A 14,114-nucleotide genomic window follows, 5' to 3' on the forward strand; every position below is an offset into this window, starting at 1 on the left:
AACCTTGAGTATCATACTAGTAAGACTTAGGCAAACCTAAGACATGCTCCGCTACATAAGAAAGAATCATATTGGTTGAAATTGGTGCCACTTGATAAAGGCGTGTTTCTCTGAATTTCCTTTCTACATCATATTCAGCCGCAAAACCAAATCCTCCAAACGTTTGCAGTGCTGTGTTAGCAGCATCCCAAGACGCATCAGCGGCAAGCAATTTTGACATATTCGCCTCAGCCCCACATTTTATACCTAGATCAAATAGCCTTGATGCCTCCTTACGCATTAAGTCCGCTGCCTCTATTTGGATATGTGCCTTCGCCAACGGGAATTGAATTCCTTGATTTTCCCCAATTTGCCGATCAAAAACGACTCTTTCGTTTGCATATTGAGTTGCTTTCTCTATAAACCATCGTCCATCCCCTATACATTCGGCCGCAATTAATATTCGTTCTGCATTCATACCATCTAAAATATAGGAAAAACCTTTTCCTTCTTCACCAATCAAATTTTCGGCTGGTACCTTTAAATTTTCGATAAATAATTCAGTGGTAGAATGGTTCATCATCGTCTGAATGGGACGGATGGTAATACCATTGTTTATTGCTTCCTTCAAATCAACAAGCAGAACAGATAATCCTTCCGTTTTTTTCTTAATTTGACTGACTGGCGTAGTCCTCACTAGCAGCATCATTAAATCAGAATGCTCTGTTCTTGAAATAAAGACTTTCTGACCATTCACGACATAATGATCTCCTCTTCTTTCTGCAAAGGTCCGTAATTTAGTCGTATCGGTTCCTGTCGTTGGTTCTGTGACTCCAAAAGCCTGCAATCGTAATGTACCGTCAGCGATACGAGGTAAATAGTTTGACTTTTGTTGCTGGTTTCCATGCCGGGCTAACGTCCCCATTATGTACATTTGAGCGTGACAGGCACCAGCGTTGCCTCCGCTTCGATTAATTTCTTCAAGAATAATAGAAGCCTCCGCAATACCTAATCCAGAACCACCATACTCTTCTGGGATCAAAGCTGATAGAAAACCATTTCTCGTTATTTCATTTACAAACTCTTCAGGGTATGCATTTTTCATGTCTAGCTCTCTCCAATAAGAGCCGGAGAATCGTTGACATACTCTTCGTACACTGTGACGCAGCTCTTTATTAAATTGGATTGTTTTTTCCAGCGGAACAGATTTCACCAATCTCACCTCCTATCACCTATTGTTTACTTAACACGTCTAACCAAGAGAAAAAATTAGAATAAGTGCTCCTGTTTATACAATTTATTAATGTTTGCTTAAAGGTAGCTCACCGGAAACATATTTTAATAATGACAGGCTCTCCTGATTTTACTTACCGATAAACTTAGGCGACCGTTTCTCGACGAATGCTCTTACTCCCTCAAGTCGATCCGAGGTTGATAAACATCGGTTATAGTACTCTTGTTCTATAATTTTTGCTTCATTATTCTTTAATACAAACAAGGAATCTATTGCTGCTTTTGCTTGCTGGACAGCTATAGGGGCATTACGGGCAATACCCCCAGCAAATTCGAGTGCTGATTCATATAATTCAGCAGAACTGGTCATCCTGTTCAATAATCCATCCTTTTCCGCTTCTAAAGCCGACACAATCCGTCCTGTACATATCCATTCCTTTGCACGGTGAACCGGTATTCGCTTTGATAGCAATCTCGTTCCGCCACACCCAGGCATAATTCCACGCGTCACTTCTGGCAATCCAAACTGTGCCGTATCTGCCGCAATTAAAAAATCACAATTCAAAACGAGTTCAAAACCTCCAGCCAATGCATACCCATCCACTACCGCGATAACCGGTTGCTTAAGAGATGCTATAGCAGTGAACATTTCCCGAAATAGCTGGTGCTGATTTTTCCACTCTTCCTCATTCAGCTCATTGCGCTCCTTCAAATCTGCTCCCGTACAAAAAGCTTTCTTATTGGACGATGTGATTAAAACCGCTCTTGCTTCACTTTCAGAAATGATTTGAGTCACAGCAAGAATTTCTTTAGCCATCTCTGTATCAAAGGCATTAAGCGCTTTGGGTCTATTTAATCGTATTTCGGCTATTTGCCCCTCCACACCGACCCGTTTCCATTCAACATAGTTCATACAGATGATTCCCCCAGACTTCTTCCCAATAGCAAACACGTAAATGCTTATTGATGAGTAAATACCGGACGGCGTTTTTCAAGGAATGCAGTGACTCCCTCTTTCATATCCTCCGTTGTAAAGATTTCCTGGAACAGGTTTGATTCCAATTCGAGCCCATCCTGTAAATGGCCGTCTGTTCCCTCATTGACTGCCTGCTTGATTCTTCTTAAAGCCTGAAGAGAATGCCTGCTGATTTTTCGGGCCAGTTTTCGGGCAGCTTCAATCTCTTCTTCTTCTGTAGCAATTTGATTAATGATCCCGAGCTGAAGCGCTTCTTCAGCCGTTATCGAATCGCCTGTAAACATCAGCTCTTTTGCTTTAGCTGAACCGATTAAACGGGGCAGCCTTTGCGTTCCCCCTCCACCTGGAAATAGGCCGAGCTTCACTTCAGGCAAGCCAAGTTGGGCCGTCTCCTTGGCAATACGCAGATCACAGACAAGTGCAAGTTCAAATCCACCGCCCAGTGTTATTCCATTTAAATAGGCAATAGTAGGCTTTGGAAAATCGGATATCAATTGAAAAACCTCATTTTTCTTACTGGGCTGTACTTTGGCTTCGGTGCTTTGGTTAATCATGTTGGGGAACTCCTTAATATCTGCTCCCGCCATAAATGCCCGGTCTCCTTCCCCTGTTAAAATAACCGTGACCACTGAATTGTCATCTCTCAGTTCAGTAAAGGCATCACAAAGCTCACTTGCCAGTAGTTCACTCAGAACATTCATCGGTGGATTATTAATAACGACCGTTGCGACATTATTCTCTTTTTCAACACGCAGCAATGAATACATAGCACTACCTCCTCTTAATCTATTATTTTGGCTGCATACGAATTGCCCCATCCAGGCGAATTGTTTCTCCATTCAGCATTGGATTTTCAATAATACTTTTGACGAGCATGGCATATTCTGAGGGATATCCGAGCCTTGGCGGGAATGGTACCATCGCACCGAGAGCCATCCTGGCCTGCCCTGGTAATCCCCCAAACAAAGGTGTGTCAATCAAACCCGGAGCAATCGTCATAACACGAACTCCGCTTCTCGCTAAATCTCTTGCCAACGGCAAGGTCATGCCAACAATTCCACCCTTTGAAGCACTATAGGCTGCTTGGCCAATTTGTCCATCAAAAGCTGCTACTGAAGCTGTATTAATGACAACACCTCTTTCCCCTTCTTCATTAGGTTCATTCTTAATCATTTGTTCTGCAGCCAGACGAATTACATTAAATGTCCCAACCAAATTGACCTCAATCACTTTTTTAAATCTGCCAAGATCATGAACTTTATCCTTAGAGACGACTTTTTCACCTACTCCAATTCCTGCACAATTGACGACCGTATTGATTTTCCCAAACGTTTCAACACTTTTCTCAATGGCAGTCCGAATCTCATCCTCACTGGTTACATCCGCTTTTACAAAGATCACATTTTCATGACCGAGTGATTCGGCTAATGCCAACCCTTTATCTTCCGAGCGATCGATAATCGTTACTTTCCCGCCATTTTCCACAATATTCTTGACTGTAGCCTCTCCCAGACCCGAAGCTCCACCTGTTACAACAGCAATTATATTTTGCATCTTCATACAACCAACCTCCATTTTTTAGTTTTCAATCATACCTGTTTGATTGTTCTATTCAATTCGTTTGATAATCGTTGCATTGGCCATACCGGCACCCTCGCAAATAGCCTGTAATCCATATCGTCCACCCGTTCTTTCAAGTTCATGCATTAAAGTAACCATGACCCTTGCCCCACTTGCACCAAGAGGATGACCGAGTGCAATCGCTCCTCCGTTTACATTTAACTTATTCATGCTTGCTTCAACTTCTTCCTTCCAACAGAGCGGAACTGGTGCAAAGGCTTCATTGACTTCATATAAATCCATATCCTGTATCGTCAGTCCTGCTCTATCAAGTGCCATTCTCGTCGCCTCTATCGGTCCAGTTAACATCAGGGTTGGATCGGATCCTACAATCGTTCGGGCAATTATCGAAAATCTTGGTTTTAAGCCTAATTCCAACGCCTTCTCCTTAGACATGATTAACAGGGCTGCAGCTCCGTCACTCATTTGACTGGCATTCCCAGCGTGTATCACACCATTTTCTCTAAAAACTGTAGGCAAAGTGGCCAGCTTTTCAAGAGACGTTCCCCGACGTGGGCCTTCATCCTGTGTAACTAAAGTCTTTGCTCCCAAATCATCCAATACTTCCACTGGCACGATTTCACGATCAAAGCGCCCCTCATTTTGGGCTTGAATAGCTCTCTGATGACTCAATAGAGAAAATTCATCAAGTTGATTGCGGCTAAAGCCCCATTTCTCAGCAATTCTTTCTGCTGATAGTCCTTGATTGATTAATTCATAACGGGAAGACAGCTGTTCACTAGGCTGTGAATGCTTTCTTGTTGAACCCATCGGCACTCGTGACATACTCTCCACTCCACCCGCTACAACGATATCCATATCTCCACTCAAAATGGCTTGTGCGGCAAAATGAACCGCTTGTTGACTGGAACCGCATTGTCGATCAATCGTCGTGCCAGGTACTTTAATGGGGAAATCAGCCATCAAGGCAGCTGAACGTGCAATATTTAACCCTTGTTCTTCCACTTGGGATACACACCCAATAATGACATCCTCAATCAAATCAGAAGAAACACCTGCCCTGTTTACTACTTCTTTTAAAACGTTTGCGAGCAAATCATCCGGGCGGATGGAGCTCAATACTCCATTACGCTTTCCTACCGGTGTTCTGACTGCTTCAACAATTACGGCCTCCCTCATATAACTCTCCCCCTTATAATCCAATTTTTTTAGCGATTATTTGCTTCATAATTTCATTTGTACCTGCATATATCGAGGTGACCGCTATATCCCGATATCTTCTCGCAATCGCATATTCTTCCATAAAACCGTAACCACCGTGCAATTGCATACATTGGCTGACCAATCTCTTTGCCATATCGGTTATCCACCATTTAGCCATGCTCACCTCGGTGACAATATCCTGACCCTCCATATGCCTCACGATTAAACCATCGATAAATGTACGGCCTATCTCCACCTCAGTCGCCATTTCAGCAATCTTAAATTGTGTATTTTGAAATTCACTGATTGATTTACCAAAGGCAGTCCGCTGTTTGACATAATCAATCGTGATTTTTAACGATTCCTCGGCTGCTGCTAAGGCCTGAATCGCACACATTAACCGCTCCTGCTGAAGTTTGGCCATCAAATAATAGAAGCCTTTATTTTCTTGTCCTAATAAATTACTAACCGGTACTCTTGCATCCTCGAAAATTAACTCAGTCGTTTCACCCGCAAGCTGACCGATTTTATTCAGCTTTTTACCACGTATAAATCCAGGTGTTTCTTTTTCGACTACAATGAGACTGATTCCTTTATGTCCTGCTTCTGGATTTGTTTTACAGGCTACGATGGTTAAGTCGGACCTGAGCCCATTTGATATAAACGTTTTTTGCCCATTAATAATATAGTGATCCCCATCTCTAACAGCTCTTGTCTGCAAATTCCCTAAATCTGATCCCGTTCCCGGCTCGGTCATTGCAATGGCCGTTGAATATTCACCTGTAATGCACTTTGGAATCCATCTTTGTTTTTGTTCTTCTGTACCGAATTCATATAAATATGGGACGACAATATCATTATGTAAAACACATCCTCCGATTCCGCTTCCGACTCTTTCAAACTCCTCAGCAAGAATGACCGAATAAGCAAAATCCGCATTAAATCCACCATATTTTTCATCTGCCCACGGTACTAGAAACCCTTGGTCCCCTAACTTTCCCCACAAATCTCCAGGTGTGCTTTTCTCCTTCTCCCAATCAAGATAGTAAGGAATCACTTCCTTATCTAGAAATTTCCGAACAGATTCCCGAAAAATACGATGCTCTTCCTTTAAATAACTAGTCATATTTGTACTCCCTTTCACTTAATAGTCTTATATCTGTACACCCTATATACATGCAATTATCATGCCAACTTGTTAAATGGGTATTCCGCCAGATTGTGAGATTGGTTGTATGAAATCTGTACACCTTCCCATTCATTAGTGTCTCGTTTCGTCCATTGTCGCTTGCTGTAGCAGGTTGGTTTAAACGGCGCCTAGCAAAATACGCTAATTATCAATCTATAAAGAAAAAACTGCCGGTATTCATACACAGCAGTTTACTAGCGTTTATTTTTGATAGGTTCGATTATGCTGGCCAAGCTTTGGATAGGTACCGATTATTTCATTTGAAAATGCTCCTGATTGAAATCCAGTCACCATATATCGATATGAATCTTTCTCGTGAATTAGATTTCTGTCCTTCATATAGATATGTTCGCTTAGCTCACCGGCTTCAAGAACAGGCGCCATGCAGCAATCCACTTCCATAGAGAAATTGATCCATTCCTCGAATGTTTTACTTGCAAACAATTGAACTATTTCCTGATAAACTTCATTTTCCTTATTCGGCCTAGAAAATTGAGCATTTATCCATACATCCTGTCTTGTTGCCGCGCAAAAATTTCTCCAAAACTTTGTCTCCAACGCACATAACGTCATATACCTGTGATCTTTGGTTTCATAAATCCCATAACAAATCACATTACCATTTAAAGTAGGGATTCCGTTTTTTCTGCCTGTTGCTGATTCAATAAACACATGGTAATTCATTAATGCAGCAGTCGTGTCCAATAAAGCAATATCTAAATAGCTTCCACTGCCTGATCGTTCTCTTTGAAAGAGGGCACCTAGTATAGCTTCGGTTGCTGAAGTTCCACCGATCAAATCAGCAAATGTAAGTGACGGTTGAATGGGTCTGCCATTCCCATCCTTTAACTGAGCTAATACACCGCTAAGAGCCATGTAATTCAAATCATGGCTGCCTAGTTGGTGCATGGTTCCTTTTTGACCATAGCCGGATAAGGAGCAATAAATAAGCGATGGATGCAGGACTTTTATATCTTCGTATCCAAGCCCTAAGCGAGCCATTACACCAGGACGGTAGCTTTCAATTAAAATGTCTGAATTACGGATCAACTCAATCGCCAATTCTTTGTCCGCTTCGTTTTTCAAATCCAGGGCCAAGCTATTTTTATTTCGGTTCATACACCGGAAAAGATAATTTTCTTTTTGATCATCCTCCAATGGCATACGCGCATGATCTCCAGTTGGAGGCTCTATTTTAATGACTTCTGCTCCTAAATCTGCCAGCCGCAGGGTTGCATAGGGTCCGGGCAAGTTTTGGGTGAAATCAACTACTTTAATTCCCTTAAGCATGTACGCTTCCTCCTTAAATTCACCTAATTCATATCCTGTTAAAATATAGAATTTATCCCATCCATAAAGAATGTCTGATTTTCAAACACCTTCATTTCTGCTGTTTTAAGTGGGAAGATTCAGGCAGTAACCAATCATACTTCTTTAGCTTGTCATACAATACAGATCGGCTGATTCCAAGCAGAAGACAGGCCTTACTTTTATTCCCTCCTGACATTTCCAATGCTTTTTGTATGGCCATCTGCTCCGCTTTCTCTAATAAAGGCTGTGTTTCATCTTCCTCCTCTTCATTCAAGAAAAAATCATAGCCAACTTTCTGCAGAATATATTCTGGAATGTCCTCTAGGCCGACTTTGCCATCCTCTGCAAAAATCATGGCTCTCTCCCAAACATTCCGCAATTCCCGGATATTTCCGGGCCAGTCATACTCCAATATTGCTTTCTCGAACAATGGGTTCCACCCTGTAATACTTGTCCCGTTTTGTTTATTAAATTCTTTAATAAAAGCTTCGCTTAGGAGGAGAATATCCTTTTTTCTCCGCCTTAACGGAGGAATCTCGAAGGATATGACATTCAAGCGGTAAAATAAATCCTCCCTAAATTCCCCTTCAGCAACCATTTTTTCCAAGGGACGATTGGTAGCGGCAATGATTCGGACATTTACACTGATCCGTTCTGTTCCGCCTACTCTGTAAAACTCTCTTTCTTGCAGGACACGAAGCAGCTTGGCCTGAATGGGTAAGGACATATCCCCAATCTCATCGAGAAAAAGTGTGCCACCATTAGCCATATCAAATTTGCCGATCTTCCCTTTATGTTTAGCGCCTGTAAAAGCGCCTTCTTCATATCCAAAAAACTCTGACTCCAATAAATGCTCTGGTATAGCTGCGCAGTTCACCGTAATAAACGGACCCTTTCCAAATGGACTGGCACTATGGATGGCATGGGCAAACAACTCTTTACCTGTTCCGCTTTCCCCAAAAATTAATACCGTGGTCTTTACCTTGGCTGCTTTCATCCCACTCCTCATAAGCTTATCCATTTGCTTATCGTGTGACAGGATTTGATCAAAAGTAAATCTTGATTTCTCAAGCTTGGTAGGATTCAGATTCTTCCTATCATTTATCTCTGCACTTTTGAATAACTCACGGACTTCGTGCAGTTGGCGATAAACGATTTTACCAATGGCACCGATAATTTGCTCATCCTGATAAACGGGTATACGGTGAACGATATAGTCTATTCCTTTAACCTGCATAAACTCACTTACTTCCGCTACACCCGTTTTCATCACATGCGGCAAATGAAGATGTGGTAAAACCGATTCGATTTCCCTCATATCCAATTGCTGTTCATAAAGATCAAAACAGCTCAATTAACGAGGGGCTGATAAAAGTAACTTCTTCGTTTTCATTAATCATGACGAGGCCATCATAAGCATTATGGATAACTGATTGCAAAAGTGTTTTCCATTTCTTTTGAAATTTTAATTCTCTTGTTAAATTCTCTAATTCAGATACATTTTGAAAAAGTGTGATATACCCCTGTTTACCATTTTCTAAATCATACTTCGACAGACGTACCATATAATGTTCGGATTGAAAAACCATTGGAAAATGAGCTTCCATTTTCTCGGAAAAGTGATCTAATTGAGGGATATAAATCTCGAGGTTCTCATTGATGAGTGATGAATAAGGGATTCCAATCATCTCAGTGATTTTTTCATTCACAAAGATAATTTGATTTTTTCCATCTGTCATAATGGCTCCCAAATTGGATGTTTGTAAAACTTTTTCAAGCTGTTCTTTTAATAATTTCGTTTCTCTCACGTAATTCATAACCGCATTTGTTTTTGTAAAAATACCTACAGGTGCACCCTGTTTGTTCACAACAATCCCCGTGCCAACCCTGCTTTTTGATATTAACTTTTCCAATAGTTCAGCATTCACATCCTCCAAAACCGTTCCTACATCTTTTTTGATATACTCACTGATTGTCGTATCTTTTGAAACATCAGTCAGAATCATTTGGTACAATGAACTTCTTGTAAATACGCCAATCAGTTTACCTGAACTGTTTGTCACCGGGATTGTATTCCACTTTTGCTTGTACATGATAGATAGCGCTTCCATCAATGTGTTCGTTGGTGATAAACAATGTTCGAGCGGACTCATAATTTCTTTAACGGGCTTTATAGTTTTCTCCCCCTTTTAGATTCTATATACGTTTTCCACAAATACGTGTAAAACTCCTCTAAATATAGGAAGGGAATAAAAATCGGCAAAATCCTTCTCGTTTAAGAATCAGGATTTTGCCCCACTGAAATCATTTATTATTTAATAGTATTTTTATCGTAATCTTTTAAAACAGTTTTTAGCATTTTTCCTGTTCCTGATTTCGGTAGTTGGTCAATAAAACAAATATAATCAGGAACCTTATACTCTGCCAGTCTCTCTTTACAATAGGAAACTACCTCTTCTTCCTGTAACTCTGGTTTTTTCTTTGCTACATAGGCCACCGTTTTTTCGCCAAAGACCGGATCAGGCCTGCCAATAACGGAACACTCCAAAATATCAGGGTGCGTGTACAATACTTCCTCTAACTCACGCGGGTAAATATTAAAGCCACCTCTGATGATCATGTCCTTCTTCCGGTCCACAATAAAATGGTATCCATCTTCATCATAATAGGCCAAATCACCAGTATATAACCATCCATCTTTAATCGTGTTAATCGTATCATCTTCCTTCTTATAGTAGCCCTTCATCATGTTCGGTCCTCTGAAAATAATTTCCCCTACCGCGTGAGACTCTACTTCCTCACCTTCCGGGTCAACAATTTTCAAATCGACGCCAGGAATAGGCACTCCAACAGAATTCAATTTTTTAGCCATATCTCGAGGTGTGGTCATTAGCATAACTGTACTTTCTGTCAGACCATATCCTTCTGATATTTCTACACCAAGTGTTTGATTGGTCTTATGGAGGATCTCAGCAGGCAAACTCGCACCACCACAACCAGCTGTCCGAAGATGAGAAAAGTCTAAATCTGAAATGGCTGGATTTTGAAGAAAGAAAGCATACATAGTTGGGACGCCCAAGAATATCGAGATTTGATAGTTTGATATCTTTTCAAGTGTATCAACAGGATGAAAACGTTCCTCTAAATAAATCGTACTTCCGTGGGCAATCGGCGCTAGGAATCCTTGTAATTTGGCATAAGCATGAAAAAGAGGCAATACACAAAGGACCCTGTCTTTTGGCGTTAATTGATTAATGACGGCTGCCGTAATTGTCATCCAATTCAAGTTGGCATGTGTAATCATGGCTCCCTTTGGATTACCGGTTGTCCCGGATGTATAAATGATTTGCGCGACATCCTCCGCATGAACAGGGGCCACCTTGCTGATAGGAGATAGAGACTGCAATTCCTGCCAGTCAGTAAATGGATGATTTTCCTCTTCTCCAAAATAATAGATTTCTTTCATCTGTTTAAAGTCATTCATAGAGTTTTGAATGACAGCGGATGCAGCAACTTCCGTAATTAAATATTCCGATTCCGAATCATTAATAATATAGGTTGTTTCTTTTTCTTTAAAGGTAGGGTTAATGGGTACGACTGTTGCACCAGTTGCTAATATAGCAAAATACGTAATGATATATTCCGGTCGATTGGTCATCATCAACGCTACTTTTGTCTCCTGAGTAATGCCTTTATTTTTTAACCCGGCTGCAACACTGAAAATTTGATCTCTCAGCTCTTGATAAGTCATCACTTGTTCCCGGTAATGAATAGCGGGCTGATTGGGCAAACGCGACACAGTGGACGTTAGCAGTTCAACAATATTCAAAAATTAACTACCTCCTTAAAATATAGAATCTATATTTCCGCCTATTAAACACTTACTTTTGTGCCTAAAACCTCTCGGCAAACCTGCTCAATGACTTCATTCGGTATACGATATGTCTGACCGGATGGATCATTTTGAATAGCTGATATAAGCTCCGGTATCTCTGCAGAGTTTATGTTAAATTCCGAAAAATCATCCGGTAAGTTTACAGCTCTACGAAGAGCGACAATTTCATCAATACATTGCTGCAAACACTCTTCCTCAGTATTAGCAATATCCTTAATACCAAGTGCCTGAGCAAATTCTTTAATCTTAGGTATATAAAGTGGAGCTAGGTTTTTCATAACACTCGGCATTAAAACTGCATTAGCCAGACCATGTGGAATTCCATACTTTGCACCCAGGGCATGGGCCATATTATGGATAGGCATTTCGGCAAAAGCTAAGACAAAACTTGTTATAGCCATAGCGCTCGCCTGGAGCATATTGGCGCGCGCTGCAATATTGTTCCCTTCATGTACAGCTGTTTCCAAATTGGCTCGAATTAGTTTAGCAGAATGGAGTGCAAATGCATCTCCCATAGTATTTGAGTTATTGGAAAAATACCCTTCCACAGCATGAGTCAAGGCATCCAATCCAGTAAAAGCAGTAACTTTAGCCGGTAAGCCGACGGTTAACTCAGGATCAAGAATCGCGATATCTGAATTGATAAATGGATGGAGCAAATTACACTTCACTCCTAATTGTTCATTATAAACAACCGAAATACCCGATATTTCGGCGCCTGTTCCAGCTGTTGTCGCAATTGAAATATGAGGTATGCCCATATGCTGAGCCTCTGGCCAAACTTCTATGACATTTCCATTCAAGGCATGTTCAATTTTGTCCACTTTTTTATGAAGACACCATTTGATTGTTTTCGCCGTGTCCATGACCGAACCACCACCGATGGCAATAATAGAGTCTCCATTACATTGTTTAAAATAGTGCAGACCATTATTAATATTGGAAGATTTAGCATCCTGAGTAACATCGTCAAATACTCCCGCCAGCTGTATGCCAGGCACCATTTCAAATAAACGCTGTATTTTTTTCGTCAGTCCAGCCTGGGTTAACCCTTTATCGGAAAATAAAACCGGACGTTTACCACCCAATGACTGAATTAAGTCTGGAATAAGTATATGCGACCCTGCTCCATTCTTAATGATTGATCGATGGATAAATTCATAATACGAAGTAACCTTCATCTTATCTCCCCATTCCTATTAGTTTTAAAAGAATGCTAGAATATCAGCCCTAAAGCTGCCCGTTGTTCATTTTCATTTGTAAGTGCGGTTATGATACTTTTCAGCTCTGTATACTCATTGAAAACCTGACTTCCCAATTCACGTCCAAGCCCGCTTTGTTTATAACCGCCGAATGGGGCATCATTTCTGAATGCGTGCCATTCATTAATCCAAATTGTCCCTGCCCTAAGCTGCGTGGCAATTTCGTTTGCTTTTACGACATCACGTGACCATACTCCTGCTGTTAATCCATAAATCGTATCATTTGCGATTTCAATAGCTTCTTCCACTGTTGAATACTTCATCACACACAGAACTGGTCCAAAGATTTCTTCCCGAGCTATTTTCATATCATTTGTGACATCTGCAAAAATAGTAGGCTCAATAAAATATCCTTGATCAAGTCCCGGTCCTTCTGCTTTTTTACCACCACAAACAAGACGTGCTCCTTCTTCTAAACCGGAGTCTATATAGCCCAAAATTTTATTCATTTGTATTTCTGAAATAACCGGACCCATACCTGTATTTGGATCAAGCGGATGACCCAGTTTAATTTTTGCACTCATTGCAACTAACTGTTCAACGACAGTATCATACATGGATTCATGAACAAGGACACGCGTACTTGCTTCACAAACTTGACCAGCGTGGAAAAATACGCCAAGCAAAATACCTGGTATAGCCACTTCTAAATCAGCATCTGGAAGTACAATTGCCGGTGCCTTCCCGCCAAGCTCGAGCGTAACTTTTTTCACACCTGAAGAGGCTAACTCCATGATTTTCTTTCCTGTTTCAGTTGAACCTGTGAACGCAATCTTCTCCACATCCAGATGTGTCACAAGCGCCTCTCCTACCTCTGAACCTGATCCGGTAATGACATTGAAAACTCCTTTAGGAAGACCTGCTTCGACAGCAATCTCTGCTAATTTCAATGTGCCAAGCGGAGTATCTGATGCTGGCTTAACGATAATGGAATTCCCCATGGCAATTGCAGGTGCAACCTTCCACATTGCCAATACAAGAGGAAAATTAAACGGTGTAATAGCTGCTACGACCCCTAATGGTTCCCGAACTAACTGGGCTCTGTTTGCTCCGAACATTTGCTTTACAGGCAATGCCTCCACAAACTCATATTCAAGAGACATGCTGGCTGTTTGCTGGAGAGAGAGGATAAGCTGCATAATATCTGCCCCGCCAATTTTACGCAGGGTGGCTCCCGTACTGATTCCCTCCAAATAGATTAACTCCTGTGCATAATCCTTGATTTTACCGGCAAAACGCATCATAATTTGCGCTCTCTCTGCTTGTGTTTTCCTTGACCATATACCTGATTCAAAAACTTCTTTTGCATTTAGGACAGCTTTATTCACGTCATCTTTTGTACCTTTAGGGACTTTAGCAATTACTTCGGATGTAGCTGGATTTATGACATCGAACATTTCTCCCGTAGAGCCTGGTGTCCATTCTCCACCAATAAATTGTGCAAATTCCTGAACCTTCACGTCTGTACTCATCCTATATCCTCCC

At 41.2% G+C, this 14,114-nt stretch carries 12 protein-coding genes; all 12 read right to left on the bottom strand.

The annotated features are described in order from the left end of the window. Positions 1–16: 16 nt before the first annotated feature. The 12 genes from AC4BHA_RS01525 to AC4BHA_RS01580 all read right to left on the bottom strand — a co-directional run bounded on the left by AC4BHA_RS01525 (position 17) and on the right by AC4BHA_RS01580 (position 14,101). Positions 17–1,192 carry an acyl-CoA dehydrogenase family protein gene (locus tag AC4BHA_RS01525; protein WP_148629774.1) on the bottom strand — a complete coding sequence of 392 codons (1,176 nt, stop codon included), beginning with the start codon at positions 1,190–1,192 and terminating at the stop codon, positions 17–19. A gap of 150 nt (positions 1,193–1,342) precedes the next feature. Beyond that, the gene (locus tag AC4BHA_RS01530; protein WP_490558040.1) at positions 1,343–2,125 is read right to left on the bottom strand and encodes an enoyl-CoA hydratase/isomerase family protein; all 783 of its coding nucleotides are present in this window, start codon (positions 2,123–2,125) and stop codon (positions 1,343–1,345) included. Between the two features lie 47 nt (positions 2,126–2,172). After that, entirely contained in the window at positions 2,173–2,955 is a 783-nt protein-coding gene (locus tag AC4BHA_RS01535) for an enoyl-CoA hydratase (protein WP_490558041.1), read from the bottom strand. Positions 2,956–2,977: 22 nt separating this feature from the next. Further along, positions 2,978–3,748, bottom strand: coding sequence for a 3-hydroxyacyl-CoA dehydrogenase (locus AC4BHA_RS01540; RefSeq protein ID WP_490558042.1), 771 nt, complete (start codon positions 3,746–3,748; stop codon positions 2,978–2,980). A gap of 48 nt (positions 3,749–3,796) precedes the next feature. Then, the gene (locus AC4BHA_RS01545) at positions 3,797–4,948 is read right to left on the bottom strand and encodes a thiolase family protein (RefSeq protein ID WP_490558043.1); all 1,152 of its coding nucleotides are present in this window, start codon (positions 4,946–4,948) and stop codon (positions 3,797–3,799) included. A gap of 13 nt (positions 4,949–4,961) precedes the next feature. Next, positions 4,962–6,098 (bottom strand): acyl-CoA dehydrogenase family protein, encoded by a 1,137-nt coding sequence (locus AC4BHA_RS01550; protein WP_490558044.1) that lies wholly within the window; start codon positions 6,096–6,098, stop codon positions 4,962–4,964. A gap of 264 nt (positions 6,099–6,362) precedes the next feature. Continuing rightward, entirely contained in the window at positions 6,363–7,451 is a 1,089-nt protein-coding gene (locus tag AC4BHA_RS01555; RefSeq protein WP_490558045.1) for a CaiB/BaiF CoA transferase family protein, read from the bottom strand. Positions 7,452–7,542: 91 nt separating this feature from the next. Beyond that, positions 7,543–8,790 (bottom strand): sigma-54 interaction domain-containing protein, encoded by a 1,248-nt coding sequence (locus AC4BHA_RS01560; protein ID WP_490558046.1) that lies wholly within the window; start codon positions 8,788–8,790, stop codon positions 7,543–7,545. Between the two features lie 22 nt (positions 8,791–8,812). Continuing rightward, a complete protein-coding gene (locus AC4BHA_RS01565; protein WP_490558047.1) occupies positions 8,813–9,625 on the bottom strand; it encodes a CBS domain-containing protein in 813 nt (270 codons plus the stop codon). 158 nt (positions 9,626–9,783) lie between these two features. Beyond that, on the bottom strand, positions 9,784–11,301 hold the full coding sequence (locus tag AC4BHA_RS01570) for a class I adenylate-forming enzyme family protein (protein WP_490558048.1): 1,518 nt from the start codon (positions 11,299–11,301) through the stop codon (positions 9,784–9,786). A gap of 44 nt (positions 11,302–11,345) precedes the next feature. Further along, positions 11,346–12,548 (bottom strand): iron-containing alcohol dehydrogenase, encoded by a 1,203-nt coding sequence (locus AC4BHA_RS01575; RefSeq protein ID WP_490558049.1) that lies wholly within the window; start codon positions 12,546–12,548, stop codon positions 11,346–11,348. Positions 12,549–12,583: 35 nt separating this feature from the next. Next, positions 12,584–14,101, bottom strand: coding sequence for an aldehyde dehydrogenase family protein (locus AC4BHA_RS01580; protein WP_139891861.1), 1,518 nt, complete (start codon positions 14,099–14,101; stop codon positions 12,584–12,586). Between the last annotated feature and the right edge of the window lie 13 nt (positions 14,102–14,114).

It is taken from the genome of Pradoshia sp. Z3_51 (assembly GCF_058215915.1).